Annotated in this window: 27 protein-coding genes, 1 pseudogene and 1 riboswitch; of the genes and pseudogenes, 16 read left to right on the forward strand and 12 right to left on the reverse strand. The window is 75.4% G+C overall.

What is annotated here, in order from left to right:
- Positions 1-171: 171 nt before the first annotated feature.
- Together DQ238_RS15500 and DQ238_RS15505 are read right to left on the reverse strand one after the other, a co-directional pair.
- Positions 172-861, reverse strand: coding sequence for a hypothetical protein (locus DQ238_RS15500; protein WP_113782173.1), 690 nt, complete (start codon positions 859-861; stop codon positions 172-174).
- Entirely contained in the window at positions 858-1643 is a 786-nt protein-coding gene (locus DQ238_RS15505; protein ID WP_113782174.1) for a carboxylesterase, read from the reverse strand. The genes DQ238_RS15500 and DQ238_RS15505 overlap by 4 nt, the downstream gene beginning before the upstream one ends.
- A 107-nt stretch (positions 1644-1750) precedes the next feature.
- On the opposite strand from DQ238_RS15505, the gene DQ238_RS15510 reads away from it, so the two are divergent.
- The 5 genes from DQ238_RS15510 (at position 1751) to DQ238_RS15530 (ending at position 6803) form a co-directional block, all read left to right on the forward strand.
- Positions 1751-2515, forward strand: a complete 765-nt coding sequence (locus tag DQ238_RS15510; RefSeq protein WP_233496001.1) for a 1-acyl-sn-glycerol-3-phosphate acyltransferase — start codon at positions 1751-1753, stop codon at positions 2513-2515.
- Between the two features lie 147 nt (positions 2516-2662).
- On the forward strand, positions 2663-3148 hold the full coding sequence (locus DQ238_RS15515; RefSeq protein WP_113782175.1) for a polyadenylate-specific 3'-exoribonuclease AS: 486 nt from the start codon (positions 2663-2665) through the stop codon (positions 3146-3148).
- A 180-nt stretch (positions 3149-3328) separates the two neighbouring features.
- Complete coding sequence (locus tag DQ238_RS15520) at positions 3329-4354, forward strand: 6-phosphofructokinase (protein WP_113782176.1); 1026 nt, start codon at positions 3329-3331, stop codon at positions 4352-4354.
- Positions 4355-4382: 28 nt separating this feature from the next.
- Positions 4383-5720, forward strand: coding sequence for a class II 3-deoxy-7-phosphoheptulonate synthase (locus DQ238_RS15525; protein WP_113782177.1), 1338 nt, complete (start codon positions 4383-4385; stop codon positions 5718-5720).
- Positions 5721-5804: 84 nt separating this feature from the next.
- Positions 5805-6803 carry a low specificity L-threonine aldolase gene (locus tag DQ238_RS15530; protein WP_113782178.1) on the forward strand — a complete coding sequence of 333 codons (999 nt, stop codon included), beginning with the start codon at positions 5805-5807 and terminating at the stop codon, positions 6801-6803.
- Between the two features lie 78 nt (positions 6804-6881).
- Here the strand turns inward: DQ238_RS15530 and DQ238_RS15535 are convergent, their stop codons facing one another.
- The 3 genes from DQ238_RS15535 to DQ238_RS15545 all read right to left on the reverse strand — a co-directional run bounded on the left by DQ238_RS15535 (position 6882) and on the right by DQ238_RS15545 (position 11664).
- Positions 6882-7754 carry an endonuclease domain-containing protein gene (locus DQ238_RS15535; RefSeq protein WP_113782179.1) on the reverse strand — a complete coding sequence of 291 codons (873 nt, stop codon included), beginning with the start codon at positions 7752-7754 and terminating at the stop codon, positions 6882-6884.
- A gap of 233 nt (positions 7755-7987) precedes the next feature.
- On the reverse strand, positions 7988-9982 hold the full coding sequence (gene pknB, locus DQ238_RS15540) for a Stk1 family PASTA domain-containing Ser/Thr kinase (protein ID WP_199506376.1): 1995 nt from the start codon (positions 9980-9982) through the stop codon (positions 7988-7990).
- A gap of 197 nt (positions 9983-10179) precedes the next feature.
- Entirely contained in the window at positions 10180-11664 is a 1485-nt protein-coding gene (locus DQ238_RS15545; RefSeq protein WP_113782180.1) for a glycine hydroxymethyltransferase, read from the reverse strand.
- Between the two features lie 26 nt (positions 11665-11690).
- Positions 11691-11775, reverse strand: a riboswitch (ZMP/ZTP riboswitch).
- A 117-nt stretch (positions 11776-11892) separates the two neighbouring features.
- Here DQ238_RS15545 and DQ238_RS15550 point away from each other — a divergent pair.
- The 3 genes and pseudogenes from DQ238_RS15550 to DQ238_RS23835 all read left to right on the forward strand — a co-directional run.
- The gene (locus tag DQ238_RS15550; protein WP_113782181.1) at positions 11893-12216 is read left to right on the forward strand and encodes an Rv2175c family DNA-binding protein; all 324 of its coding nucleotides are present in this window, start codon (positions 11893-11895) and stop codon (positions 12214-12216) included.
- 7 nt (positions 12217-12223) lie between these two features.
- Positions 12224-12586 (forward strand): lycopene cyclase domain-containing protein, encoded by a 363-nt coding sequence (locus DQ238_RS15555; RefSeq protein ID WP_113782182.1) that lies wholly within the window; start codon positions 12224-12226, stop codon positions 12584-12586.
- Positions 12583-12792 (forward strand): annotated as a pseudogene (locus DQ238_RS23835) (lycopene cyclase domain-containing protein); the annotation flags it as partial. The gene DQ238_RS15555 and the pseudogene DQ238_RS23835, both read left to right, overlap by 4 nt.
- On the opposite strand, the gene DQ238_RS15565 reads toward DQ238_RS23835, so the two are convergent.
- Genes DQ238_RS15565 through DQ238_RS15575 form a run of 3 tightly spaced genes read right to left on the reverse strand, consistent with a single transcriptional unit; the run spans position 12789 to position 16416 of the window.
- A complete protein-coding gene (locus DQ238_RS15565) occupies positions 12789-13742 on the reverse strand; it encodes a phytoene/squalene synthase family protein (RefSeq protein WP_113782184.1) in 954 nt (317 codons plus the stop codon). The pseudogene DQ238_RS23835 and the gene DQ238_RS15565 sit on opposite strands and share 4 nt — an antisense overlap.
- Entirely contained in the window at positions 13739-15277 is a 1539-nt protein-coding gene (gene crtI / locus DQ238_RS15570) for a phytoene desaturase family protein (protein ID WP_113782185.1), read from the reverse strand. Before crtI ends, DQ238_RS15565 begins: the two co-directional genes overlap by 4 nt.
- Positions 15277-16416 (reverse strand): polyprenyl synthetase family protein, encoded by a 1140-nt coding sequence (locus DQ238_RS15575; RefSeq protein ID WP_113782186.1) that lies wholly within the window; start codon positions 16414-16416, stop codon positions 15277-15279. Before DQ238_RS15575 ends, crtI begins: the two co-directional genes overlap by 1 nt.
- A 176-nt stretch (positions 16417-16592) precedes the next feature.
- Here DQ238_RS15575 and metF point away from each other — a divergent pair, with 176 nt between their 5' ends.
- Positions 16593-17495 (forward strand): methylenetetrahydrofolate reductase [NAD(P)H], encoded by a 903-nt coding sequence (gene metF, locus DQ238_RS15580; RefSeq protein WP_199506377.1) that lies wholly within the window; start codon positions 16593-16595, stop codon positions 17493-17495.
- Here metF and DQ238_RS15585 read toward each other — a convergent pair.
- A complete protein-coding gene (locus tag DQ238_RS15585; RefSeq protein ID WP_113782187.1) occupies positions 17485-18129 on the reverse strand; it encodes a hypothetical protein in 645 nt (214 codons plus the stop codon). The two genes, metF and DQ238_RS15585, sit on opposite strands and share 11 nt — an antisense overlap.
- Positions 18130-18258: 129 nt before the next feature.
- Here DQ238_RS15585 and DQ238_RS15590 point away from each other — a divergent pair, with 129 nt between their 5' ends.
- The 5 genes from DQ238_RS15590 (at position 18259) to DQ238_RS15610 (ending at position 21880) form a co-directional block, all read left to right on the forward strand.
- Positions 18259-18516 carry a hypothetical protein gene (locus DQ238_RS15590; RefSeq protein ID WP_113782188.1) on the forward strand — a complete coding sequence of 86 codons (258 nt, stop codon included), beginning with the start codon at positions 18259-18261 and terminating at the stop codon, positions 18514-18516.
- Positions 18513-18902, forward strand: coding sequence for a type II toxin-antitoxin system VapC family toxin (locus DQ238_RS15595; RefSeq protein WP_113782189.1), 390 nt, complete (start codon positions 18513-18515; stop codon positions 18900-18902). Before DQ238_RS15590 ends, DQ238_RS15595 begins: the two co-directional genes overlap by 4 nt.
- A 136-nt stretch (positions 18903-19038) precedes the next feature.
- A complete protein-coding gene (locus tag DQ238_RS15600) occupies positions 19039-20145 on the forward strand; it encodes a sigma-E factor regulatory protein RseB domain-containing protein (protein WP_113782255.1) in 1107 nt (368 codons plus the stop codon).
- On the forward strand, positions 20142-21062 hold the full coding sequence (locus tag DQ238_RS15605; RefSeq protein WP_199506378.1) for an ABC transporter ATP-binding protein: 921 nt from the start codon (positions 20142-20144) through the stop codon (positions 21060-21062). The genes DQ238_RS15600 and DQ238_RS15605 overlap by 4 nt, the downstream gene beginning before the upstream one ends.
- Positions 21059-21880, forward strand: coding sequence for an ABC transporter permease (locus DQ238_RS15610; protein WP_113782190.1), 822 nt, complete (start codon positions 21059-21061; stop codon positions 21878-21880). Before DQ238_RS15605 ends, DQ238_RS15610 begins: the two co-directional genes overlap by 4 nt.
- A gap of 159 nt (positions 21881-22039) precedes the next feature.
- Here DQ238_RS15610 and DQ238_RS15615 read toward each other — a convergent pair whose 3' ends face one another.
- Positions 22040-22846 carry an alpha/beta fold hydrolase gene (locus DQ238_RS15615; RefSeq protein ID WP_113782191.1) on the reverse strand — a complete coding sequence of 269 codons (807 nt, stop codon included), beginning with the start codon at positions 22844-22846 and terminating at the stop codon, positions 22040-22042.
- Between the two features lie 19 nt (positions 22847-22865).
- Between DQ238_RS15615 and DQ238_RS15620 the strand changes: the two genes are divergently transcribed.
- Both DQ238_RS15620 and DQ238_RS15625 read left to right on the forward strand, forming a co-directional pair.
- On the forward strand, positions 22866-23594 hold the full coding sequence (locus DQ238_RS15620) for a CDP-alcohol phosphatidyltransferase family protein (protein ID WP_233496002.1): 729 nt from the start codon (positions 22866-22868) through the stop codon (positions 23592-23594).
- A 105-nt stretch (positions 23595-23699) separates the two neighbouring features.
- Positions 23700-24677, forward strand: coding sequence for a carbohydrate kinase family protein (locus DQ238_RS15625; RefSeq protein ID WP_113782192.1), 978 nt, complete (start codon positions 23700-23702; stop codon positions 24675-24677).
- Positions 24678-24799: 122 nt separating this feature from the next.
- Here DQ238_RS15625 and DQ238_RS15630 read toward each other — a convergent pair whose 3' ends face one another.
- Both DQ238_RS15630 and DQ238_RS15635 read right to left on the reverse strand, forming a co-directional pair.
- Positions 24800-25450, reverse strand: coding sequence for a flavin reductase family protein (locus DQ238_RS15630; protein WP_233496003.1), 651 nt, complete (start codon positions 25448-25450; stop codon positions 24800-24802).
- Positions 25447-26226, reverse strand: a complete 780-nt coding sequence (locus DQ238_RS15635; protein WP_113782194.1) for a CPBP family intramembrane glutamic endopeptidase — start codon at positions 26224-26226, stop codon at positions 25447-25449. The genes DQ238_RS15630 and DQ238_RS15635 overlap by 4 nt, the downstream gene beginning before the upstream one ends.
- Positions 26227-26235 lie beyond the last annotated feature (9 nt).

The following is a 26235-nucleotide window of genomic DNA, read 5'->3' on the forward strand; positions in this document are numbered from 1 at the left end:
CGCTGCAACGATGGATCGACCAGTGGAACGAACAGGCGCGGCCCTTCAAGTGGGTCAAGACCCCGGACCAGATCCTCAACAAGATCGCCCGATACTGCGCACGGATCTCCGGATCGGAACACTAGGGCAACGCGGCGACCGACGGTGCCCCCCTGCGCTGCCCCTCCGGGGTCAGACGACCGCGCCGTCGTCACCATCGTCGGTCGAGCGCTCGCGCATCCGCGACACGAGCACCCCGACCCCGCCGACGACGGCGGCCACCCCGAGCACCAGTCCGAGGTCCGCGGACAGCCCGAGCACCCGCGGGGCGCCCACGAGCACGGCGCCGGCCGCGATGAGCAGCACCGCGTACAGCGAGGCGGGCGCGGGAGCCGGGACAGGCGGGGGTGGCGGCGGCTCGTAGTGCTCGTCGGGCCGGTCGAGCACCGACGGCTCGACCGGTGCCGGAGGCGGAGCGGCGGAGGCGTCGGTGTCGCCGGATCCGAGATCGACCCCGGTGCGGCCGTGCTCGGCCTCGAACGCGGCGACGATGCGCGCCCACTCGGCGTCCTCGTCGACCTCGCGCCGGGGCGCCCGCGGAGCACGGGTGCGCTCCGGCGCGGCGTCGTCGACGTGCTGCTCGACCAGGGCCCGGGCCTCGCTGGTGCGGGAACGGTCCACGAAGAGCCGGTCGGTCGGCGGGCTGGGCAGCGACACGGCCCGGGTGTAGGGCTCGACGTCGGCCGAGGGCTCCAGGTAGGCGGCGACCCCGGCCTCGCGCAGGACGTCGAGCAGGTGCTCGCCGACCCGCGGGTCGACGTCGCGCAGCGGCGTCCACAGGGTCGCGGGCAGGCCGTTGTCCCGGCGGCCCCGGCCGCTCACGCGCCCTCCTCGAGCGCGGGCACCCGGGCGCGGATCCAGTCGACCGAGCCGGCGAAGATGCGCGGGGCGTCGTGGTCCAGGGTGGCGACGTGGTAGCTGTCCTCGAGCAGCACCTCGGTCGTGTCGGTGCTGGCGACCCCGGCCAGCAGCACCCGCACCGACGCCGGCTCGACGACGTGGTCGGTGACGCTGCGGAAGACCAGCAGGGGAGCGGTCACCCGGTGCAGGTCGGCGCGGGTCGCCGTCCACAGCCGGCCCAGCCCCAGCACCGCCCGGGTGGGCAGCCGGGAGTAGGCCCGCTCGGTGACGCCGGGCTTCTTGACGTCGTCGCCGATCGCCGTCCAGGCGGGGGTCAGCCGGGCCAGCAGCGGCAGGAGCCTGGCGTCCCGGCGCTCGGTCAGCAGCGAGGGGTTGACCAGCACCAGACCGGCGACGTCGTCCGGGCGCAGCTCGGCGAGCCGGACGGCCAGGGTGCCGCCCATCGACAGCCCGGCGACGACGACCCGCTCGCACTCGGCGGCCAGCTCGTCGAACGCGTCGGAGACCGCGTCCAGCCAGTCCCGCTCGGTGGTGCGGTTGCAGTCCTGCCAGCGGGTGCCGTGCCCGGGCAGCAGCGGTGCGCGGACGGCGAAGCCCTCGGCGGTCAGGTGCTCCCCCCACGGGCGCATGCTGAACGGGGACCCGGTGAAGCCGTGCACGAGCAGGACGCCGGTGCCCCCGCCGGCGGGCCCGCCGGGGAAGGCGAACGGCTCGGCGCCGGGCACCAGGTCGGGAATCGGCACGTGTCCTCCTCGGCGTCCGGCGGGAACGGGGTGCTCCGGCGGGACGAGGCGGGCGGATTGTCCTCACACCCCCGGGCTCCCTAGTCTGGCAGCCCCAGAGGGAGGGCGTGTTGTTCTACTGGTTCCTCAAGTTCATGGCGATCGGGCCGGTCGTGAAGCTGTTCCTCCGGCCGCGGGTCGAGGGCGAGGACCACGTGCCTCGCACCGGAGCGGCCGTGCTCGCCAGCAACCACCTGTCGGCGGCCGACTGGATCTTCATGCCCCTGTCGCTGCGCCGGCGGGTCACGTTCCTCGCCAAGGCCGAGTACTTCACCGGCCGAGGGGTGAAGGGCTTCCTGCAGCGGGCCTTCTTCGCCGGCGCCGGGCAGGTGCCCATCGACCGCAGCAGCGCCTCGGCCGCGGAGAACGCCATCCGCACCGGCCTGCGGATCCTGCGCGAGGGCAAGCTGCTGGGCATCTACCCCGAGGGCACCCGGTCGCCCGACGGGCGGCTCTTCCGCGGCAAGACCGGCGTGGCCCGGATGGTGCTGGAGACCGGTGCCCCCGTCGTCCCCGTGGCGATGCTCTACCGGCGTCGGCGGCTGCCGCTGGTGGGGCTCCACCTGCCGGCGGTCCGCGTGCGCTTCGGCCCTCCGCTGGACTTCTCCCGCTACGAGGGCCTGGCCGGCGACCGGTTCGTCGAGCGGTCGGTCACCGACGAGATCATGTACGAGATCATGACGCTGTCCGCGCAGGAGTACGTCGACGTCTACGGCGCCCAGGTGAAGAAGTCGATGGAGGACACCGGCGCCAGCGCCTCCGAGGTGGTCTCGCGGCTGCAGCCGCCGGTCCACGAGGCCGGCGACCGGGCACCGGAGTCCCTGGCCGGCTGAGAAAGGACCCGGCCCCCTTGCAGGGGCCCGCCGCGAGCTTGCGAGCGGTGGGGGGCAAGGGGGTCCTTACTGGGGCCGACCCGGGACCGACCCGCGAGGGGGCCGGGGCCGGGGAGGGCTCTGCCCCTCCCGCTTACGGTGGGACTCGTGCGGCGGTACTTCTACGACACGGAGTTCATCGAGGACGGCACCACCATCGACCTGGTGAGCATCGGCGTCGTCGACGAGACCGGCCGCGAGTTCTACGCCGTCAGCACCGAGTTCGACCCGGGCCGGGCGATCCCGTGGGTGCGGCGACACGTCCTCGACCAGCTGCCGCCGCCGGCCGACCGCGCCTGGCGCGACCGGCAGCGGATCCGCGAGGACCTGCTGGCCTTCCTCACCGGCCCCGGCGAGGAGGTCGAGCTGTGGGCCTGGTTCGCCGCCTACGACCACGTGGCGCTGTGCCAGCTGTGGGGGCCGATGCCGGCGCTGCCCCGGCCGATCCCGCGGTTCACCCGTGAGCTGCGCCAGCGCTGGGACGACCTCGGGCAGCCACCGCTGCCGCCCCGGCCCGGCGGCACGCACGACGCGCTGGTCGACGCCCGCTACAACCTGGCCCGCTGGCAGGCGATGCAGAGCGCGCGACGCTGAGCACCCGCCGGCCGGGACCCCGCACCGGGCGTCCACGAGCCCGGTCGGCGGACGGGGTGCGCGCGGGTCGGGCGGCTCCTGTGACGCCGCTCACGGGGTGCCGACGACCCGGCTCCCCACCTGCGGCATCATGACGCCTGCCCATGCCCCAGCAGCGCTTCGCACCCCGGAGGACGGCACATGCGCATCGGCATCCTGACCGGCGGCGGCGACTGCCCTGGCCTCAACGCGGTCATCCGGGCCATCGTCCGCAAGAGCCTCGCCCAGCACGGCGACGAGGTCGTCGGGTTCCGCGACGGCTGGCGCGGGGTGCTCGACGCCGACACGGTGACCATGGACCTGCGGGCGGTGCGCGGCATCCTGCCGCGCGGCGGCACCGTGCTCGGCACCTCGCGCACCAACCCCTACGCGCTCGAGGGCGGCGCCGACCGCGTGCTGGCCAACCTGGAGCGGCTCGGCATCGAGGCGCTGATCCCGATCGGCGGGGAGGACACCCTCGGCGTGGCCACCAAGCTCGCCGAGGCCGGCCTGCAGGTCGTCGGCGTCCCCAAGACGATCGACAACGACCTCGACGCCACCGACTACACCTTCGGCTTCGACACCGCGCTGGGCGTGGCGACGGAGGCCATCGACCGGCTGCACACCACCGGCGACAGCCACCACCGCACGCTGGTGGTCGAGGTCATGGGTCGGCACGCCGGCTGGATCGCCCTGGAGGCCGGGATGGCCGGCGGCGCCACCGTCGTCCTCATCCCCGAGCAGCCCTTCGACGTCGACGCCGTCGTCGCCCACTGCCAGCACCGGTTCGAGTCCGGCTACTCGCCGATCGTCGTCGTCTCCGAGGGCGCCTCGCCCAAGGGCGGTGAGCTGATGCTCGCGACGGGGGAGATGGACGCCTTCGGCCACGTCCGGCTCGGCGGGATCGGTACCGCCCTGGCCTCGCTCATCGAGCAGCGGACCGGCCGGGAGGCCCGGGCGGTGGTGCTCGGCCACATCCAGCGCGGCGGCACCCCGACGCCGTTCGACCGGGTCCTTGCGACCCGCTTCGGGCTGACCGCCGTCGACGCCGTGCACGACGGCGAGTCCGGCGTCATGGTCGCCCTGCGCGGCACCGACATCGTGCGGGTGCCGCTGTCGCAGGCGACCGCGCAGCTGAAGCTGGTCCCGCCGGAGCGCTACGCGGAGGTGGAGGTGTTCTTCGGCTGAGGTCTGGACACCCGTACCCTGTGGAGGCGTGACCCTTCCCGACCCCGCGGAACTGGTGCCCGGTCTGGACCGCTGGCGGGAGCTGCCCGCCGCCCAGCAGCCGCAGTGGCCCGACCGCGCCGCCCTGGACGGCGTCCTGTCCACGCTGTCCTCGGTGCCGCCGATCGTGGCGCCCAGCGAGGTCGACGAGCTGCGCGGTCGGCTGGCCGAGGTGGCGCGGGGCCGGGCGTTCCTGCTGCAGGGCGGCGACTGCGCGGAGACCTTCGACCTCAACACCGACGCGCACCTGCAGAGCACCACGCGCACGCTGCTGCAGATGGCCGTCGTCCTCACCTACGGCGCCAGCGTGCCCGTGGTCAAGGTGGGCCGGGTCGCCGGGCAGTACGCCAAGCCCCGCTCGTCGGACACCGACGCCCTGGGCCTGCCCTCCTACCGCGGCGACATGGTCAACTCGCTCGAGCCGGTGCTCGACGAGCGCATCCCCGACCCCAGCCGGCTGGTCCGCGCCTACGCCAACTCGGCCGCGGCGATGAACATGATCCGCGCCTACGCCCGGGGTGGGCTGGCCGACCTGCACGCCGTCCACGACTGGAACAAGGACTTCGTGGCCAGCTCCCCGGCCGGGGTGCGCTACGAGGTGATCGCCCGCGAGATCGACCGGGCGCTGGCGTTCATGAAGGCCTGCGGGGTCGACGACACCGCGTTGCGCGGCGTCGAGCTGTACAACAGCCACGAGGCGCTGGTCCTCGACTACGAGCGGGCGCTGCTGCGGGTGCACGACGGGAGGGCCTACGCCTCCTCGGCGCACTTCGTGTGGATCGGCGAGCGCACCCGGCAGCTGTACGGCGCGCACGTGGCGTTCATGTCGCGGATCGCCAACCCGATCGGCGTCAAGATCGGCCCGACGACGACGCCGGAGCAGGCGGTGGAGCTGGTCGAGCGGCTCGACCCCGATGGCGTCCCCGGCCGGCTCACCCTGATCAGCCGGATGGGCAACGGGCGGATCCGCGACGTCCTCCCCGCCATCGTGGAGAAGGTCACCGCCAGCGGCCACGCGGTCGTGTGGCAGTGCGACCCGATGCACGGCAACACCCACGAGTCGCCCACCGGGTACAAGACGCGGCACTTCGACCGGGTCGTCGACGAGGTCCTCGGCTTCTTCGACGTCCACCGGGCGTTGGGCACCTGGCCCGGCGGCATCCACGTCGAGCTGACCGGTGAGGACGTCACCGAGTGCCTCGGCGGCGCGATGGAGATCAGTGACGAGGACCTCAACAGCCGGTACGAGACGGCCTGCGACCCGCGGCTGAACACCGGCCAGTCGCTGGAGCTGGCGTTCCTCGTCGCCGAGATGCTGCGGGGATGATGAAGGACCCCTTGAAGGACCCCCCTTCCCCCCACCGCTCGCGAACTCGCGGCGGGACCCTGAAGGGGGGCCGCCTTGTCCGCGATGATTGACCTGCGGTCGGACACCGTCACCCGCCCGACCCCGGCCATGCGCCGGGCGATGGCCGAGGCGGAGGTCGGCGACGACGTCTACGGCGAGGACCCGACGATCCGGGCGCTCGAGGAGCGGGTCGCCGGCCTCCTGGGCCACGAGGCAGCGCTGTTCGTCCCGTCGGGGACCATGGGCAACCAGATCGGCATGCGCCTGGTCGCCGAGCCCGGCCAGGAGGTGCTCTGCGACGCCGACGCGCACGTGGTCACCTACGAGATGGGCGCGGCGGCGGCGGTGTTCGGCATCTCGACCCGCACGGTGGTCTCGGGCGGGCGGCTGGACGCCGAGGCGCTGGTCGCCCAGGTGCGCCCGCGGGGCGACTGGCACCTGACCGCGACCGCCGCGGTGGCCGTGGAGAACACGCACAACCGCGGCGGCGGGCTGGTGCAGCCGCTGGACCAGCTGCAGCGGCTGTGGAACTGGTCGCGGGAGGCCGGGGTCGCGGTCCACCTCGACGGCGCGCGCATCTGGAACGCCTCCGTGGCCTCCGGGATCGACCTGGCCACCTACGGGCGGCTGGCCGACACCGCGTCGGTGTGCCTGTCCAAGGGGCTCGGCGCGCCGGTCGGCTCGGTCGTCGTCGCCTCGGCCGAGCGGATCGCCGCCGCCCGGCTGTGGCGCAAGCGGCTCGGCGGCGGGATGCGGCAGGCCGGCGTGCTGGCCGCGGCCGGGCAGTACGCGCTGGAGCACCACGTGGAGAGGCTGGCCGAGGACCACGAGCACGCGCAGGCGCTGGCCAAGCGGCTCGGCGTCGACCCGGCCGGCGTCGAGACCAACATCGTGGTGCTCGACGACGTCCCCGCGCCGGTGGTCGCCGAGGCCGCCAAGGCGCGCGGCGTGCTGGTCTCGCAGGTGGGCCCGCGGCGGATCCGGCTGGTCACCCACCTCGACGTCGACCGCGCCGGCATCGAGCGCGCCGCCGACGTGCTCGCCGAGCTGCTCGCCCGCTGATCGGGGCCGATCGCCGTTGATCACCACGCGCTGACGGTGGTCGAGGCTGGGAATCCGGTAGCCGTCAGTGCGTGGTGATCACACGGCCAGGGCGTCGGCGATCATCGTGACGACCCGTTCGGGCCGCCGCATGTCGCTGGCGGTCACGAAGAGCACCCGCCACCCCGCGGCGAGGAGGCGGTTGAGCCGGTCGCGGTCGCGGGTGAACTCGCCCGGCCCGCCGTGCCAGGCGCCGTCGTACTCGATCGCCAGGCGCTGCTCCGGGTAGGCGAAGTCCACCCGGGCGACGAAGCGGCCGTCGGAGCGGACCTCGTACTGGGCGACCGGAGCGGGGAGTCCGGCTCGGTCGACGAGCAGCCGCAACCGCGTCTCCTGAGGTGACTCGGCGAGGCCATCGGCGCGGGCTGCGACGGTCCGTGCCTGACGGCTGCCCCGGCATCGCGGCAGGGCGGCGACGGCTGCCCGCACGTCGTCGAGGAAGGCGACCCGCCGGTGCACGAGCTGGTCGAGCAGGACGACGGCATCGTCCTCGGCGCCGCGACGGACGAGGTCGACCGCGGTTCGGGTGCGATCGGTCCATCGCAGCGTTCCGTCCGTGACCGCGGCACCGGTGGTGTCCGACGTCCGGACGACGACTCCCGCACCGGCGTTCCAGCGCACCCCCGGCGGGAGGACGACCTCCACCGGGTCGTCAGGTCCGGCGAAGGGCCCACGGGTGCTCCACAGCGTGGCCGCGGTGAGTCCACCCAACACCGCCGCGGGCGGGGCCACCAGGGCGACCGCCCGCGCGTGCAGCTCGTGCACGACCGGCAACCGGGAGTCGGCGTAGACATCGTGCCGCAGCCGTCGCCACGCCGATCCGCGTAGCTGGGCGCGGGTCAGCAGGCCCGCGGCCAGGGCCTCGCTCCCGCGGAAGACGGTGTCGATCGGAAGCGGGCCGGGGTGGGACACGAGCGCAGAGCCTGCCGCGAACCGGGCCGACCCCGCTCCCGCCGTCCACAGACGGTGATCACGGCACCCTGGTGGCTGCCACACCCGGCTGCGGAGCAGCCACCGACGTGTGGTGGTCGTGCTCGGGCCGCACTCAGGCGGCGGGGGCCTCGCCTGACCTGGACGTGCGCGCCGATCGGCGGCGCACCCGCAGCAGTGCTCAGCGTCCCGTCCTATCCGCTCAGCGTCCCGTCCTATCCGAAGGTCACCAGGATCGTCACCTCGGTGCCCACGTCGACCACCTCACCGGCCCCGGGGCTCTGCCGGAACACCCGGTCGCCGAAGAACTGGCTCACCGTGACGTGCAGCCCCGCGGCCTCCAGCGCCGCCCTCGCCTCGTCCTCGCCCTTGCCGACGACGTCGGGCACGGTCACCTGCGGCCGGCCGACCGACACCTGGATGGTGACCGTGCTCCGGTAGGGCGCCTGCTGGCCGGCCGCCGGGGTGACCGCCATGACCTTGCCGGAGTCGACGTCGGCGCTGCGCCCCTCCGCCCGCGAGACGGTGAAGCCGAGCGCCTGCAGGTTGGCCGTCGCCTCCTCCGGGGAGAGGCCGACCACCGCGGGGACGCCCACCGGCGCGTGCCCGCGGCTGACGAACACGGTCAGCGGCTGGTCGCGCTTGAGCTCGGTGCCGGGCTCGGGGTCGAAGCCGGTGACGGAGCCGGTGGGCACGTCGTCGTCGTAGTCCTGCACCTCGGTGGGGACGACGGGGATGTGCGCGAGCGCTTGGCGGACCTCCTCCAGCGGGCGGCCGACCAGCGCCGGGTCGACCTCGAACCGCTCGGGCCCCTTGGACACCACCAGCCGGACGTCGGTGCCGCGGATCGCCTCGCCGCCGTCGGGGTCGGCGGAGACGACCACACCCTCGGCGACGTCCTCGTCGAACTGCTCCGTGCAGCAGTCGGGGTCCAGCCCCGCCTGCTGCAGCAGGTCGATCGCGGTCGCCTGGTCCCTGCCCACCAGCTGCGGGACGGTCGTCCAGCGGCCCGAGCCCATCCACCAGCCGATCGCGCCGATCGTCACGGCGAGCAGCAGGACGACGGCCACGGCCAGCCGGGCGCGGCGGCGGCGGACGTGCTGCGGGACGCCGGGACGGGTGCGCTCGACCCCGGGGTGCCGTCCGGCCACGTCGGTGGTCGGGCCGGGGACCGTGCCGGGCAGCATCGAGGTGCGTCCCCCACGGCCGGGGCGGGTGCCGCTCCCCAGCACCTCGGTGCCCGGGTCGCTCGGCCGCCCCGGGTCGCTGGGGTGGCGGGCACGGGGAGGCCGGTTGGTCGGGCGCAGCGTGTCGGGGCCGGCGGTGCTGCGGCCGGTGGGCACCGGTACCCGCTCGATGCCCAGCTCGCGGCGCACGTCCTCGAGGTCGGCGAGGAATGCGCCGGCGTCCAGGGGGCGGACGGCGGGGTCGCGTCGGGTGGCGCGGGTGACCAGCTCGTCGACCTGCCACGGCGTGCCGGGCACCTCGTCCGACGGCGGGGGCATGTCGTGGTGCACGTGCTGGTAGGCCACCGCCAGCGGGGTGTCGCCGCCGTAGGGCGGGTGGCCGGTGAGCATCTCGAACAGCACGATCCCGGCGGCGTAGACGTCGCTGCGGGCGTCGGCCCGGCCGCGCTCGAGCTGCTCGGGGGAGAGGTAGGCGACGGTGCCGATGAGCACTCCGCCGGTGTGGCTGGTCTGCCCAGTGCCGGTGAGCGCGCGGGCCAGGCCGAAGTCGGCCACCTTGACGCCGCCGTCGGTGCCGATGAGGACGTTCTCCGGCTTGATGTCGCGGTGCACGATGCCGGCCCGGTGGGCGGCGGTGAGCCCGGACAGGACCGGCTCCAGGACGGCGAACGCCTCGGCGACGGTGAGCCGGCCGCGGGCCTGGAGCAGGTCGCGCAGCGTCCGGCCGCGGACCAGTTCCATGACGAGGAACACCAGACCCTGGTCGCTGCCCTGGTCGCTGACCGACACGACGTGGGGGTGGCTGAGCATCGCCGCGGCGTGCGCCTCGCGGGTGAACCGGCCGACGAACGTGGGGTCGTGGGCCAGGTGCTCGGCCATCACCTTGACCGCCACCGGACGGTGCAGCCGCAGGTCCGTGGCGGCGTAGACGGTGGCCATGCCGCCGCGCGCCAGCCGCTCCTCGAGGACGTAGCGCCCCTCGAGGACGAGGCCGACCACGGGGTCGGTCACGGCGGTGTCCACCCGGTCGAGTGTAGGAGCGGGGGCGGCCGGAACCGCCTGCACACGCGCAGGTGAGGGGTCTGCCGGGTTCACCCGTCACACCGGCCACGACGGCCCCCTCCAGGGCCCCGCCGGCCCCGTCCAGAGGCTCGCCGCGAGCCTGCGAGCGGGGAGGAGGACGGGGTCCCTTCTCCGAGGGGTGGGGAGGAGGTCCTTTCTCAGGCCAGCTCGAGGCCGGGGTAGAGGGGGTGGGCGTCGAGCAGCTCGGCGGCCGCGACGCGGGTCCGCGCGGCGACGCCGTCGGCGGTCGTGTACCTCGCCTTGGACGCCCCACCGTCGCGGGCGGCCGTGGGCGCGGTGGCCGAGAGGACGTCGACGATGAGCTCGGCGGTGCGGTCGAACTCGGCCGCCCCGAAGCCGCGGCTGGTCAGCGCGGGCGTGCCCAGCCGGATGCCGGAGGTGTACCAGGCGCCGTTCGGGTCGGCCGGGACGGCGTTGCGGTTGGAGACGACGCCGGCGTCCAGCAGCGCCGACTCCGCCTGCCGCCCGGTGAGACCGAAGCCGGACACGTCGATGAGCACCAGGTGGTTGTCGGTGCCGCCGGTGACCAGCCGCGCACCGCGCCGGGTGAGCCCCTCGGCGAGGCTCTGCGCGTTGTCTGCGACCGCCTGGGCGTACGCGGCGAACGCCGGACGGCGGGCCTCGGCCAGGGCGACCGCCTTGGCGGCCATGACGTGCGGCAGCGGGCCGCCGAGCACCATCGGGCAGCCGCGGTCGACGGCGTCGGCGAACTCCGGCTGGGCCAGCACCATGCCGCCGCGCGGGCCGCGCAGCGACTTGTGCGTCGTCGTCGTGACGACGTGCGCGTACGGCACCGGGTCGAAGTCGCCGGTGAACACCTTGCCGGCGACCAGCCCGGCGAAGTGGGCCATGTCGACGACCAGGGTGGCGCCGACCTCGTCGGCGATCTCGCGCATCACCGCGAAGTCGACCCGGCGCGGATAGGCGGAGTAGCCGGCCATGAGGATCAGCGGGCGGAACTCCCGGGCCCGGTCCCGGACAGCGGCGTAGTCGAGCAGCCCGGTCTCCGGGTCGGTGCCGTAGGAGGACTGCTCGAACATCTTGCCGCTGATGTTGGGGCGGAAGCCGTGGGTGAGGTGGCCGCCGGCGTCCAGGGACATGCCCAGCATCCGCTGGTCGCCCAGGGCGCGGCGCAGCTCGCGCCAGTCGGCGTCGGTCAGCTCGTTGACGTGCCGCACGCCGGCCCGCTCCAGCGCCGGGGCCTCCACCCGGGAGGCGAGGACGGCCCAGAAGGCGACCAGGTTGGCGTCGATCCCCGAGTGCGGCTGCACGTAGGCGTGCGGCGCGCCGAACAGCTCGCGGGCGTGCTCGGCGGCCAGCGCCTCGACGGTGTCGACGTTCTGGCAGCCGGCGTAGAAGCGGTGCCCGACGGTGCCCTCGGCGTACTTGTCGCTCAACCAGGTGCCCATGGTGAGCAGCACCGCGGGGCTGGCGTAGTTCTCGCTGGCGATCAGCTTGAGCGAGGCCCGCTGGTCGGCCAGCTCGGCGCCGATCGCCTCGGCCACCCGGGGCTCGACGGCGCCGATGACCTCCAGGGCGCTGCGGTAGGCGGCGGAGGCGGCCACGGCGTCCGGGACGGCGTCCGGGACGGTGGTCGGGGAGGTGGTCGCGTCGGTCGTCATGGGAGCACTCCAGCAGATGTCGACGAGGGGGGTGCCCAGGCGCCCGGCGGGGACGTGCAGGCCGCTCCCCGGTGGTTGACCCACCCCTGTGCGCCAGTCACGGCCCACCGTCGATCCTACCGAGCCGCCGGGCAGGGGGAACGGTGTCCCGGGGCGGCGGTGACGTCGCCGGGCCGACGGCCCGGCACGGTGGGTGTCCGCTCGTCGGGCGCCATAGGCTCGCACCCCATGGAGACGCTCACCCCTGCGGAGGTCGCCGCTGTCCTGGGGGTCTCGCCCAACCGGGTCCGCCAGCTGCTGCGCGAGTACAAGCTCATGGCGGTGCCCGGCAGCGGCAACAGCCGCATCCCCGCCGACTTCCTGCAGGACGGCGCGGTCCTCAAGCACCTGCCCGGCCTGATCACCGTGCTCAGGGACGGCGGGTTCAGCGACGAGGAGGCCTTCGCGTGGCTGTTCCGCGCCGACGACTCGCTGCCCGGCACCCCGGTGCAGGCGCTGCGCAGCGACCGGCACGGCGAGGCCACCCGCCGGGCTCAGGCGTTGGCGTTCTGATCCTCCCGTGGGTCACCTGACGTACCTGGCGCTGCTGGTCGGCTGCCTGGTCGTCACCACGCCGCTGGAGCTGGTGCTGCGGGTGCGGGTCTACGCCCGCTGGCGGCGGCTGCTGCTGGCGGTCGCCCCGGAGTTCGCCGTGTTCGTGGCCTGGGTGCTCTACGCCATCGCACAGGGTCACTGGAACTACTCGGCCGAGCTCACCCTCGGCGTCCGGCTGCCCGGCGGCATCCCGGTCGAGGAGGTGCTGTTCTTCCTCGTCGTCCCGCTGTGCTCGGTGCTCGCGCTGGAGGCGGTGCGCCGGGTCACCGGCTGGGACGCCGGCTACCCGGCCGAGGAGGCCGAGCCGGTGGCGCAGGAGCGGTCGTGAGCTACTCCGCCCTCGCGGTCACCGCCGTCGTCGCCGTCCTCGTCGTCGACCTGGCCGTCTACCGCACCCGGATGGTCACCCGCCCGGTGTTCTGGGTGGCCTACGCGATCATCCTGACCTTCCAGCTGCTGGTGAACGGCGTGCTGACCGGCCTGGACGTGGTCACCTACGACCCGGACACCATCTGGGGCCCGCGGATCGCCTACGCCCCGGTCGAGGACCTGCTGTTCGGCTTCGCCATGGTCACCCTGACCCTGGCCAGCTGGGCGGCGGTCAACCGGCGGGCGAACACCGCCAGGCGCCGCGGCCGGGACACCCGCACGCGGCGGTCGAGCACCCGGTAGTCGGCCCGCTCGATCTCGGTGAGGATGCCGCCGTAGAGGGCGGTCGCCGCGCGCACGCAGTCGCGGGACTCCGGCGCCAGCATCGGCGTTCCGGGGGCGGCGTCGTCGTAGCGGCGGCGCACGATGGCGATCATCTCCCGCATGAGCTCGCCGAAGTTGCGGTCGTACCGCTTGGCCGCCAGCTGCTCGCGGGTCACGCCGTGCGCGGCCATGAGGTCGGCGGGCAGGTAGACCCGGCCGCGGTCGACGTCCTCGGCGACGTCGCGGCAGAAGTTGGTCAGCTGGAACGCCTCGCCCAGCGCGATGGCGTGCGGCGCGGCCTCCTCGCGGGCCACCCCGGGCGCGGTGCCCAGCACCGGCAGCACCTGCAGCCCGATCACCGCCGCCGAGCCCCACGTGTAGCGGTCGAGGGCGGCCGTGTCGGCGTAGCCGGTGACCTCGAGGTCGCTGGTCATCGCGGCGAGGAAGTCGACCAGGTGCTCGACCGGGATCCGGTACCGGCGGTAGGTGTGCACCAGCGCCAGCCGCACCGGGTCGGCCGACCAGCCGGCGTCCAGCTCGGCGAGCACCGCCCGCGACCACGCGAGCAGGTCGCCGGCCGGGTCGGCACCGGGGACGTCGACCAGGTCGTCGGCGGTGCGCGCGGCGGCGTACAGGGCGTGGATCGCCGGACGGCGGTCGGGCGTGAGCAGCCGGGTGGCCAGGTGGTAGCTCTTGCCGTGCCGGGCGGCGATCGCGGCGCAGTGCCGGTAGGCGGCGTCCAGCCGTGCCTGCTGCTCGGCCCGCGTCGAGGGTGGCTGGACGACGCTCACCGGGTCCGCGCCGTTCCGGGAGGGGCCATCGTGGCCACTCCGGCCCTCGACGGGCCGGTGATCCGCTCGGCGGCCAGCCGGCCGCTGATGACGACCATCGGCACGCCCACGCCCGGCTGCACGCTCGACCCGGCGAGGACGACGTTCTCCGGGCCGCGGCGGGGCAGGGTCGGCGTCCGGAACGGGCCGGTCTGGCCGAAGGTGTGGGCCAGGGCGAACGGGGTGCCGGCGGCCATGCCCTGCGCGGCCCAGGTCAGCGGGGTGTCCACGTGCTCCACCTCGATCGCTGCGGTCAGTCCGGTCCAGCCGCGGCCCTCCAGCGCGGCCAGCACCTCCTCGCGGTAGCGCGGGGTCAGCGTCGTCCAGTCCAGGTCGGGGTTGCCGCCGCTCCCCGGGTCCAGGTTGGGTGTGGGCGCCACGATGCTGAGCACCTGCCCGCCGTCGGGGGCCAGGCTGCGGTCGGTGACCGACGGCATGCTCACCAGCAGGCTCGGGTCGCTCATCGGCCGGCCGTCGCGGGTGAGCTCGGCGAACACCTCCCGCCAGGCGGCGCCGAAGCTGATCGTGTGGTGCGCCTGGCCGGGCAGCTCGGCGCGCACGCCCACGTGCAGCGCCACGCAGGAGGGCGAGTACACCGGGCGGCGGCGCCGGGCGAACCCGGGCACGAGGCGCTCGGGTGAGTCCACGGTGACGACCACGACGTCGGCGGGCAGCCGCTCGCCGTCGTCGGTGAGCACCCCGGTGACCCGCCGTCCGGCGCCGTCGAGCCGCTCGACCGACGTGCCGTACCGGAACTCGACCCCCGCGTCGGCGGCGGCCGCGGCCATCGCCCGGGGGACGGCGGCGATGCCACCCACCGGGTGCCACACGCCGGCGCCGATGTCGAGCTGGGCGATGACGGCGTAGGCGGCGATCGCCCGGTACGGGCTGACCCCGGCGTAGAGCGCCTGGAAGCTGAACAGCCGGCGCAGCCGGTCGTCGGTGAAGTGCCGCTCGACGTGCCGGGAGAGCCGGCCGAACCCGCCGCGGCGGACCAGCGCGACCAGCTCGGGGCCCAGCAGGTCGAGCGGGGTGTCGAGGTTGCGGTCGATGAAGGTGGACAGCTGCAGCCGGTACAGCTCGGCCAGGTCGGCCAGGTAGCGGCGCAGCGCCGCGGCCTCGCCCGGCCCGCACAGCGCCTCGACCTCGGCGGCGAAGGCGTCCACGTCGGCGTGCACGTCCAGGTGCGAGCCGTCGGCGAACCGCGCCCGGTAGGTGGTCTCCAGCGGTACGAGGGTCAGCCGGTGCTCCGGCTTCTCGCCGACCGCGGCGAGGGCGTCCGCGACCAGCTCGGGCGCGGTGAACACCGAGGGGCCGGTGTCGAGGGCGTACCCGCGCAGCTCGACCCGGCCGGCGCGTCCGCCGGGACCCGGGGCCCGCTCGACGACGGTGACCTCCCGGCCGGCGCCGCGCAGCCGCAGCGCCGCCGACAGGCCGGCCAGACCGGCGCCCACGACGACGACGCGGTCGGTGCGGCCCGGGACGGTGCGCGCCATCAGGCGGTGCGGGTGGTCGCTGCCACGGCGAGCGCGTCGAGCGCGGCCCGGGCGTCGTCGGTGATCGGGGCGCCGGCGATGGCGGTGCGGGCCAGGGCGGTGCGCTCGGCGATGCGCTCCTCCACCCGGACGCGGGCGCCGGTGCGCTCGATGAGGTCCCGCAGCGCGTCGAGGTCCTCGCTGCCGGCGTCCGGGTTGCCCAGCACCTCGGCGAGCAGCCGGCGGCCCTCGGCGTCCGCGGCCTGCTCGGCCAGCGCGATGAGCAGCGTCTGCTTGCCCTCGCGCAGGTCGTCGTCGGCGGACTTGCCGGTCACCGACGGGTCGCCGAACACCCCGAGGACGTCGTCGCGCAGCTGGAACGCCTCGCCGAGCGGCAGCCCGATCCCGGTGTACACGTCGGCGGCGCGCTCGCCCGCGCCGGCGATCGCGGCGCCCAGCTGCAGCGGCCGCTGCACGGTGTAGCCGGCGCTCTTGTACCGGGCGACGGTGAGCGCGCCCTGGGCGCCGGGCAGTCCGCCGGCGGCGCGCAGCAGGTCCAGGTACTGCCCGGCGGTGACCTCGGTGCGCATGGTGTCCCACACCCCCCGGGCGCGCATCAGCGCCGCGGGGGACAGCCCCGAGTGGCGCAGCAGCTCGTCGGACCAGACCAGCGCCAGGTCGCCGACGAGGATGGCCGCGCCCACCCCGAAGGCGTCGCCGTCCCCGGCCAGCCGGCCGTCGCCGTGCCGCGCGGCGAACCCGACGTGCGTGGCCGGCCGGCCCCGGCGGGTCAGGGCGCCGTCCATGACGTCGTCGTGCACCAGGGCGCTGGTGTGCACGAACTCCAGCGCGGCGACCGCCCGCAGCACGGCCGCGTCGTCCTCGGCCGGGCCGTCCTCCTGGTGGTCGCCGAGCACGCCGCGCCAGCCCCAGTAGGCGAACAGCGGCCGCAGCCGCTTGCCGCCGTCGGCCAGGGCGCGCACCTCGTCGACGACCGGCAGGAGGGTGTCGTCCATCGCGGTGAGGGTCTCCCGCTGGACGTCGAGGAAGCCGGTGAGCGCGGCCGAGACGGCGCCGCGGACGCGGTCGAGCTCGGCGACGGCCGGCGGGGATGCCGGGGGGAGGGCGGTGGACTCGCGCTGCTGCGCCCCGGCGGTCACGGTCCGAGTATCGCCCGCGACCCGAGTCGGCGCGGCCGGAAGCCGGGGCCCGGTCGGCGTCAACAGGTCGGCCTCCTCGTCCCTCGGCGGTCGCGCTGGTGCTGCGCGGTCTTCGCCCGGACGGCGTCCGCCGGATGCGGCACGGGCGGACGACGGGGTCCGTATCCTCGGCAACCGTGACCCCCACCGTGCGCGAGCTGCTCGCCGACGCCCGGCCGACGTGGTCGTTCGAGTTCTTCCCGCCCAAGACCCCGGACGGCGCCACCCAGCTGTGGACGGCGCTGCGCGAGCTGGAGCGGCTGCGGCCCTCGTTCGTGTCGGTGACCTACGGCGCGGGCGGCTCGACCCGCGAGGGCACCGTCTCGGTGACCGAGCGGATCGCCACCGAGACGACGATGACGCCGCTGGCGCACCTGACCGCCGTCGACCACAGCGTCGCCGAGCTGCGGCACGTGGTCAGCCGGCTGGCCGCCGCGGGGGTGCGCAACCTGCTGGCGCTGCGTGGCGACCCGCCCGGCGCCGACCCGCAGGCCGAGTGGGTGACCCACCCCGAGGGGCTCGCGTACGCGGCCGAACTGGTCGAGCTGATCCGCTCGATGGGCGACTTCTCCGTCGGCGTGGCCGCCTTCCCCGAGGGACACCCGCGTTCGCCGGACCCGGACAGTGACGTCGAGATGTTCGTGGGCAAGTGCCGGGCGGGCGCGGACTTCGCGATCACCCAGATGTTCTTCCGCGCCGAGGACTACCTGCGCCTGCGCGACCGGGTGGCCGCCCGCGGCTGCGACGTCCCGCTCATCGCCGGGGTCATGCCGGTGACCAACGCCAGGCAGATCACCCGCATCGTGCAGCTGTCCGGGCAGGCGTTCCCCGAGGACCTGGCCGCCCGCTTCGCCGAGTTGGACGGCGACCGGCCCGAGGACCGGGCGGCGGTGCGCGCCTACGGCGTCGAGGTGGCCACCGAGCTGTGCCGGACCCTGCTGGACGAGGGGGTCCCCGGCATCCACTTCATCACCATGAACCGGTCGACGGCGACGCGTGAGGTGTACGCCAACCTGGCCGCGGTCGGCGCTACCCACTGAGCCGGGTCCCCGGCGCGGTCAGCAGCTCGGCGGTGCGGGTCGCGGCCCGGCGCAGGCCCTCCCGCTCGGCCGCGTAGCCGCCGGCCACCCCGACCACCGGCAGGTAGGCCAGCGCGCGGTGCCGCCGCTTGCCCCGCGGGCGGGCGTCGAGGGTGTCGTCGATGCGGCCGAGCAGCCGGGCGATGCGCCACAGCGTGCGGACGTTGCCGCGCACGCCGGCCCGCTCCTCCCGGGCGCCGAGCGCCTCCTCGGCGTAGCTGCCGCGCACCCGCTCCAGCAGCGGCTCGACCCGCTCGGCGGGCAGGTCGCGCTCCAGCAGGACCCGGGCCAGCAGCGACACCCGCTCGGCCGGGTCGCAGACCCCGTGCTCGGTCGCCACCCCGACGACGACCAGTGCCTGTACCGCCGCCCCGACGGTGTTCTGCAGCGGCAGCAGGTCGGCGACCTTGCCGGCCAGGCGCGGCGAGGCGCTGACTCCGGCGGCCACCCGGGCGACCCGGTCGGCCCACCACCGGTCGCGCTCGGCCTGCGGCAGCGCCGGTGGCCGGCCCAGCCGGCGGACCAGCGGAACGGTCAACCGGTCGACCCGGCGGAGGACGTCGACGACGACCGCGTCGCCGATGGGAGGCGCCATGCCCGCGCCCTACCCGCGGCCGCGGACGGACCATGCACGGCGACGTGCGCGAGGACGTTCGATGCACAGTGTCGTTCAGTGCAGCGTCGTTCAATGCACAGTGTATTGAGCCGGGGGTAGTCTGACCGCGTGGGCTCGTTGCTGCAGATCAGGGACGTGCCGGACGACGTCCGCCGCGCGCTCAAGTCGCGGGCAGCGGCCCGTGGGGAATCGCTGAACCGGTACCTGCTCGGTCTGCTCGAGCGCGACGCCGCCCGGCCCACCGTGCAGGAGGTCCTGGAGCGCGCTGCGCGCCGCACCGAGACGGCCACCGAGTCCGCGCTCGTCGCCCTGCACGAGGAGCGGGAGGAACGCGAGGGGCTGGGGGAGATTCGGCCGACGCGGTGATCGTCGTCGACTGTGCGGCCGTGGTCGACGTCCTGACCGGGGTCGAGGGCAGCGATCCGCTGCGGAGCCGCCTCCTGGCCGAGGACCTGCACGCGCCTGCGCTGCTGGACTACGAGGTGGTGTCGGCGCTGCGCCGCCTGGTTCGCCGTGGGGCGCTGAGCGCCGACGGGGCCACCGGCGTCCTCGCCGACTACAGCGACCTGGCGGTGGAGCGGTGGGCGGCGCATGACGCCCTCCGCCGCCGTGCATGGGTGTTGAGGGAGAACGTCTCGGCGTACGACGCGGCCTACGTCGCCCTGGCCGAGGCGCTGGAGTGTCCGCTGGTCACCCGGGACACACGACTGGCCCGCACCCCCGGACACGGTGCTCTCGTCGAGGTCCTGTGACGCGGACCCTGCCAGTTCGGCCACGGCGTGCCGTCCTCCTCGCCGCGACCGGCTCACCGCTCGGAGTGCACCGCGCCCGGCGTCCCGACGACGACCGCCGAGGGCCCGGCGACACGCCGCCCGTACGGTGGGTCGCATGGCCGCACGGGCGCACGGCGCGATCCGGCGCTGGGCGGTGGTCGGGCTCCTGGTCGCGACCCTGCTGGTGCTGCCCTCGCTCGTGGGCGCGCTGCCCGCCGACGTGGGGGACGCGCCGGCGGCCGAGCTGCGGACCGCCGCTCTGGCCAGCGCGGACGTCGGCTTCTCCGGGTACGCGGTGTCGGCCGGCGGGCTCGCCCTGCCGGTCTCCGACCGGCTGACCGACGTGGCCGACCTGTTCAGCGACCGGACGCTGATGCGGGTGTGGTGGCGCGGCCCGACCGAGCACCGCGTCGACGTGGTCACCGCGGCCGGCGAGACCGACGTGCACCGCGATCCCGCCGGGACGTGGACCTGGGACTTCGAGGCCGGGACGGCCACCCGCGGCGTCCCTGCGTCCCTGGCGCTGCCCACGGCGCCGGACCTGCTGCCCTCCTCGCTCGGTCGCCGGCTGCTGTCCGAGGCGCACGACGACGAGCTCTCCCGCACCGGCGCCCGCCGCATCGCCGGCCGCGAGGCGCAGGGGCTGCGGCTGGTGCCCTCGGACGCCGCCTCCTCGGTCGGCCGGGTCGACCTCTGGCTCGACCCGGCCAGCGGGCTGCCCCTGCAGGTCGAGGTCTACGCCGAGGGCGCGGAGCACGCCGCGCTGGACACCCGCTTCCTGGACCTCGACCTCGGCGACCCGCCGTCGCGGGTGCTGGCCTTCACCCCGCCGGCGGAGGCGAGGGTGCTCACCGCCCCCGACACCGACGACCTGATCGCGCAGGCCGAGCAGCGGGCACCGCTGGTCGCGCTGCCGTCGCAGCTGGCCGGGCTGACCCGCCGGACCCTCGACGGGGTGCCGCCGGCGGTCGGCGTGTACGGCCGCGGCATCACCCTGCTGGCCGTGGCGCCCGTGCCGCCGCGGGTGGCCGGCGGGCTGGACACGACGCTGCGGGCCAGCCCGGACGCCGTCGTCGACGCCCAGGGGGTGCGGGTCGCCGCCGGTCCGCTCGGCTTGATGCTGGTCGAGCGACCCGGCCGCACGGCCTACGTCCTGACCGGCACGGTCTCGCTCGACGCGCTCGCCGAGGCCGCCCGCCGGCTGCCCGGGGTGCCGACGTGACCTCGGTGGTCCGCACCCGCGGCCTGGTCAAGCGCTACGGCCGGCTGCGTGCGGTCGACGGCATCGACCTCGACGTCCGCGCCGGTGACGTCTACGGCTTCCTCGGCGCCAACGGCTCGGGGAAGACGACGACGGTGCGCATGCTGCTGGGCCTGGTGCTGCCCACCAGTGGGGAGGTGGAGTTGCTGGGCGAGCGGATGCCGCGGGCCGCCCGGCGGGTGCTGCCGCGGGTGGGCGCGCTGGTCGAGGGGCCGGCCGCCTACGGGCACCTGTCCGGCCGGGCGAACCTGGCGCTGTTCGACGCCGCCGGGCCCGGCGGCCCGCGCCGCACCCGCCGGCGGCGGGTCGAGGAGGTGCTCGAGCAGGTCGGGCTGGGTGGCATCGACCGGCGGCCGGTGCGCGCCTACTCGCTGGGCATGCGCCAGCGGCTGGGGCTGGCCGCCGCGCTGCTGCGCCGGCCCGAGCTGCTCGTCCTCGACGAGCCCACCAACGGCCTGGACCCGCAGGGCATCACCGAGATCCGCGAGCTGCTGCTCGACCTGCACCGCGGCGGGACGACGGTGTTCCTCTCCAGCCACCTGCTGGCCGAGGTCGAGCAGCTGTGCACCCGCGTCGGCGTGCTCGACCGCGGCCGGCTGGTGCTGCAGGACGAGCTGGCCACGCTCACCGCACCCACCGGCGCGACCGTCGTCCACACGCCGGCGGCCGACCGGGTGCCCGCCGTGCTCGACGGGCGGGTGGTCGCGGTCGACGGCTCCCGGGTGGTCGTCCGCGGCGCCGACCCGGCCGAGGTCAACGCGCTGCTGGTCGGCGCGGGTGTGCCGGTGACCGGCCTGGCGCTGCAGCGGCCCAGCCTGGAGGAGGTGGTCCTCGCCGCGGCGGGCAGCAGTCTCGACCGGGTGGAGGTGCACCGGTGATCGCTGTCGAGCTGCGCAAGCTGTTCCGGCGGCCCCGCACCTGGGCGACGATCGCCGTCCTCAACGCGCTGCCGGTGCTCGTGGCGGTCCTGGTGCGGCTCACCGACCTGGTGCCCCGGCCGGGGGAGGGGCCGCCGTTCCTCTCCGCCGTCCTGACCAACGGGTCGCTGTTCCCGCTGGCCGCGCTGGCCATCGTGCTGCCGCTGTTCCTGCCCATCGCCGTCGCGGTCGTGGCCGGGGACTCGGTGGCCGGCGAGGCGCAGGCCGGCACGCTGCGCTACCTGCTGGTCCGCCCGGCCGGGCGCACCCTGCTGCTGGTGGCCAAGCTGGTCGCCGTCGTCGCCTTCGTGCTGGTCACCGTGCTCGTGGTGGCGGCCGTCGGCTACGTCGTCGGGACGACGCTGTTCGACGCCCAGCCGCTGACCGCGGCCACCGGCGGGACGTCGGTGTCCGGGACCGGGCTCACCCAGCAGGAGCTGGTCGGCCGCACGCTGACGGCCATCGGGTACGTCGTCGTGTCGATGCTCGGCGTCGCCGCCTTCGGGCTGTTCTTCTCCACGCTGACCGACTCCCCGCTGGCCGCCGCGCTGGGTGCGCTGGCCGTGCTGGTCGCCTCGTCCCTGCTGTTCACGCTGGACGCCGCCTCGCCGATCGCGCCGTACCTGCCGACCCGCTACTGGCTGGCCTTCGTCGACCTCTTCCGCGACCCGATCCTGTGGCGCGACGTCGTCCGCGGACTGGCGCTGCAGGGCGTCTACGTCGGCGTGCTGCTCGCCGCGGCCTGGGCCAACTTCACCACCAAGGACGTCACCAGCTGAGGGGACCCCCTGCCCCCGCCTGGCCCCGTCCAGGGCCCCGCCCTGAGCTCGCGAGGGGTGGGAGGACGGGGTCCTTCTCGAGAGGGACGGGGTCCTTCCACCTGCAGGAGGCCGCCCGGGAGGGGGCCGCGCTCGGGGACGCCGAGGAGGCGGCCTCCCTCAGCCGCGCAGACGGGCGCAGTCGGCCGGGCCCAGCTCGACCGGCGGGCCGGCGCCGAGCTCGGCGAGCACCATCGCCTGCACCAGCGGGTCGCCGGGCAGCTCGGCGTGGGTGACCAGCGCGTCGGCGCACACCGACTGCACCGGCAGGTCCAGCGCGCCGGCCAGGCGGGCGGACTCCGGCGGGGTCACCGTCTGGTCCTGCGTCGTCCAGATGCTGATCCAGACCGGGCCCTCCGGCGTCTCGTCGCCGGCGTTGAGCCGGGTGAGCAGCTCGCTGCCGGTGGTCATCTGCCGGCAGGCCTCGGGGCACTGCTGCCCGACGGAAGAGGCCAGGTCGGCCAGCGTGGTGCCGTGGTGTGGGGAGCCGAGCGTGACGACCCGGCGGGCGACGTCCGCACCCCCCTCGGCCACCCACAGCCGGGCGACCACCCCGCCCGCGGAGTAGCCGACGACGTCGACGCTGTCCGCGCCGGTGCGCTCCATCGCCTGCTCGGCGGCCGTGGCCAGCGCGTCGGCGGAGGCGGCGAGGTCGCCGGTGCCGTCGCCGGGGACGGCGACCACCGTCGCGTCGCGTCCCTCGGCGGCCAACCGGTCGGCCAGCGGCGCCAGCGCGGCGGTCGACCCGCCGTAGCCCGGGACCAGCAGCACCGGCCCGGGCTCGTCCTGCGCGACCTCCTCGCCCCCGGCGGCGTCCGACGACCGGCCCAGCAGGAGCGCTCCACCGGCGACGAGTGCCGCGACCACGGCGAGGGCCAGGACGGCGAGGACCAGGCGGCGGCGGGCGGGGGACAGGCCGGCGAGCACCCCTCCACTGTCCCCGCCCGTGCCGGTGCTGGTGGACTGCACCGGTGATGGGGGCGCCGTGCTGAGCCGCGAGGAGTACCTGGCCGCGTGGTCGACCTGGCACGGCGGGACCGACCCCGGGGAGAGCCGGCTGGTCCGCGGGTGGCTGTCGGGCGCCTACGCGCTGGCCCGTCCCCTCGCCGGCCTGCCGCCGGTCGCGGTGACCGCCGCCGGGCTGCTCGTCGCCGCGGCCGCCGTCGTCCCGGCCCGGCTCGGCGGGCCCTGGCTGGTGCTGGCCGGGGTGCTCGTCGGGGTCTCCGCCGTCCTGGACTCCCTCGACGGGGCGGTGGCGATCGCCACCGGCCGGGCCTCGCGCCGCGGCTTCGTGCTGGACTCCGCGGTGGACCGGGCCAGCGAGGCCGCCTTCGCCACCGCGCTGTGGGTGGCCGGCGCGCCCGGTCCGCTCGCGGCGGCCTTCGGCGCGCTGTGCTGGCTGCCCGACTACCTGCGGGCCCGGGCCGGGCAGGCCGGGCTGGCCGAGACCGGCGCGATCTCGGTCTGGGAGCGCCCCACCCGGGTCGCGATGACCGGCTTCACCCTCGGCGGGGCGGGGGTGCTCGCGGCCCTCGGGCTCGACGGAGCGGGCGTGCTCCCCGCCGTCGGCGGCGCGGCTGCGGTGGTCACCTGCGGAACCGCCGTCGGCTGCCTGCTCGGCGTCGTGGGGACCGCCCAGCTGGGAGTGTCCCTGCGGCGGGCGCTGGGGGGGTGACGGTCCGGACGGCGGCCCCGCCGGCCGGCTCCTATGGTGTGCGGTGCCGGACTGCCGTCCACCCGGACCCGACACCGTGCGGGCCGTGCACCCCAGGGAGCGCCCGTGCCCGTCGTCGTCACCGGCTCCATCGCCACCGACCACCTGATGACCTTCCCCGGGAGGTTCACCGAGCAGTTCGTCGAGGGGCAGCTGGAGAACGTCTCGTTGTCCTTCCTCGTCGACGACCTGGTGCAGCACCGCGGCGGCGCGGGCGCCAACACGGCCTTCGGGCTGGGCCTGCTGGGGCTGGCGCCGGTGCTGGTCGGCGCGGTGGGCAGCGACTTCGCCGACTACGACGCCTGGCTGACCCGGCACGGGGTGGACACCGCCAGCGTGCACTGGTCGCAGCTCAAGCACACCGCCCGGTTCGTGTGCACGACCGACGTGGTCAACAACCAGATCGCGTCGTTCTACTCGGGTGCCATGTCGGAGGCGTCGTCCATCGAGCTGGCCCCGGTCACCGCCCGGGTCGGGACGCCGGACCTGGTCGTCGTCGGCCCCAACGACCCGACGGCGATGGTGCGGCACACCCAGGAGTGCCGGCAGCGCGGCTACCCCTTCGCCGCCGACCCCAGCCAGCAGCTGGCCTGGGCCGACGGCGAGATGATCCGCGAGCTGGTGGACGGCGCGCAGCTGCTGTTCACCAACGAGTACGAGGCCGCGCTGCTGCTGCAGAAGACCGGGTGGACCGACCAGGAGGTGCTCGCCCGCGTCGGGACGTGGGTCACCACCCGGGCCGCCGAGGGCGTGCTCGTGCGCCAGGGCGGCGCCGAGCCGATCTCGGTGATCGCCGTCCCGGAGACCAAGCCGGTCGAGCCCACCGGTGGCGGCGACGCGCTGCGCGCCGGCTTCATCGCCGGCCAGGTGTGGGGACTCTCCCCGGAGCGGGCCACCCAGCTCGGCTCCGCGGTGGCCACCGAGGCGGTCGAGGTCGTCGGCACGCAGGAGTACTCGCTGGTCCGCGAGCCGTTCCTGGAGCGCTTCGCCGCCGCCTTCGGCGCCGACGCCGCCGACGAGGTCGCCGCCCACCTGCCTGCCTGAGGCCCGGGCACCTGAGGACTGGGCATGGGAAGCGATACGTGCACTTCCGGCGCCAGAACGCACGTATCGCTTCCCATGCCCAGCTAGCCTGCCCAGCTAGCCTGCCCAGCTAGCCTGCCCAGCTAGCCGTCGCGCAGCTGCTCGCCGATCGTCGGGTCCTCGACCCAGCGGCGGTAGGGGATCCGCTTGATCTCCCTGACCTCGCCGAGCGTCGTCCACTCGTTGCCGCCGAGGCGGGCCAGCGGGCGCAGCCGCCCGATCCGCGGCCGACCGCCCTCGACCACGCTCTCCCACGCGCTGATCAGCTCGACCCGGCCGAAGACCACGGTGCTGTCGCCCAGCCGCAGCGTGGCGTGCAGGGTGCACTCCAGCGCCACCGGCGACCCGGTGACGCGGGGGACGGCGACCCGCTCGCCCGGCTCGAGCTCGACCCCCACCGCCTCGGCCTCGCTGACCCCGTGCGGGAAGTCGGTGCCGGTGGCGTTGACCTGCTCGAACAGCCACTCCGGGGTGAGGCTGACGGTGAACTCGCCGGTGGCCTCGACGTTGCGCAGCGAGTCCTTGCGGCCGATCGAGGTGAACTGGACCACCGGCGGGTCGGCGCAGGCCACCGTGTAGAACGAGTGCGGTGCCAGGTTCACCACGCCCTCGGCCGAACGGCTGCACACCCAGGCGATGGGGCGCGGCACCACGACGGAGTTGAGCACCCGGTAGAAGGCGCCGCCGTCCATGGTCGCCGGGTCGAACTGCACACGAGCGTCCGAGCTGGTCACCGGGACATCCTCGGCCACCTCCGGTCCGGTGGCGCAGCGAGGGCGTGCGGGCGGGTCAGCTCCCATGCGGCCGCCGCGTAGCCGACCGCGACGGCGAGCTGCCACCACCACGGCGCGGCCCCCGGGCTGTTGACCTGGCACCAGTCGTCCAGGCCGTGCAGCAGCGCCAGCGGCCAGAGCGCGACGGTGTGCAGGCGGAGAGCGGCGAACCCGGCCCCGAAGGCGGTCGTGGAGACCACCTGGGCGACCGTGTCGTCGACCGGCCGGCCGAACGCGACGGCCGACAGCACGTGACCCAGCCCGAACAGCACCCCCACGCACAGCACCCGCGGGCGCGGACGCAGCGGCGCCAGCACCTCCTGCACCACGCCGCGGCTCTGCAGCTCCTCGCTCGCGCCGAGCACCAGGAACAGGACGGCGGACGAGAGCAGCACGCCGGCGCCGCCCTCGATGCCGGGCGCGGCGTAGGACAGGGCCACGGCGAGCACCGGCACCAGCAGCAGCGGTCGGCGCGGCCAGGCGGTGCGCAGCCACGGGCGGTCTCCCCAGCCCCGGCGCACGACCACCGCAACCGGTACGACGGCGGCCGCCAGGTTCACCACGGTGGCGCCCAGGTCGGGGAACCAGGACGGCGAGAGCGGGGGCAGGCCGTACGCGGCGGCCACCAGGACCACGTGCCAGGCCAGGGTGAGCGCCGCGGCCTCGGCCACCGCGCGGCCGGCCGCACCCCGCACGCCGTCGGCGGCCGGGTCGCTCCCCGCGCCGGGGTCGGGCACCGCCCGTTC

This window comes from Geodermatophilus sp. TF02-6, from assembly GCF_003319115.1.
In the GTDB taxonomy this organism is placed as follows: Bacteria; Actinomycetota; Actinomycetes; order Mycobacteriales; family Geodermatophilaceae; genus Geodermatophilus.

What these genes read in the sequence shown, in the direction of transcription:
- crtI (WP_113782185.1), bottom strand. Translation starts at nt 15,277, where the DNA reads ATGGCGCGCACCGTCCCGGGCCGCACCGACCGCGTCGTCGTCGTGGGC.
- DQ238_RS15530 (WP_113782178.1), top strand. Translation starts at nt 5,805, where the DNA reads ATGATTGACCTGCGGTCGGACACCGTCACCCGCCCGACCCCGGCCATG.
- DQ238_RS15545 (WP_113782180.1), bottom strand. Translation starts at nt 11,664, where the DNA reads ATGACGACCGACGCGACCACCTCCCCGACCACCGTCCCGGACGCCGTC.
- DQ238_RS15585 (WP_113782187.1), bottom strand. Translation starts at nt 18,129, where the DNA reads ATGGCGCCTCCCATCGGCGACGCGGTCGTCGTCGACGTCCTCCGCCGG.
- DQ238_RS15550 (WP_113782181.1), top strand. Translation starts at nt 11,893, where the DNA reads ATGGAGACGCTCACCCCTGCGGAGGTCGCCGCTGTCCTGGGGGTCTCG.
- DQ238_RS15520 (WP_113782176.1), top strand. Translation starts at nt 3,329, where the DNA reads ATGCGCATCGGCATCCTGACCGGCGGCGGCGACTGCCCTGGCCTCAAC.
- DQ238_RS15600 (WP_113782255.1), top strand. Translation starts at nt 19,039, where the DNA reads ATGGCCGCACGGGCGCACGGCGCGATCCGGCGCTGGGCGGTGGTCGGG.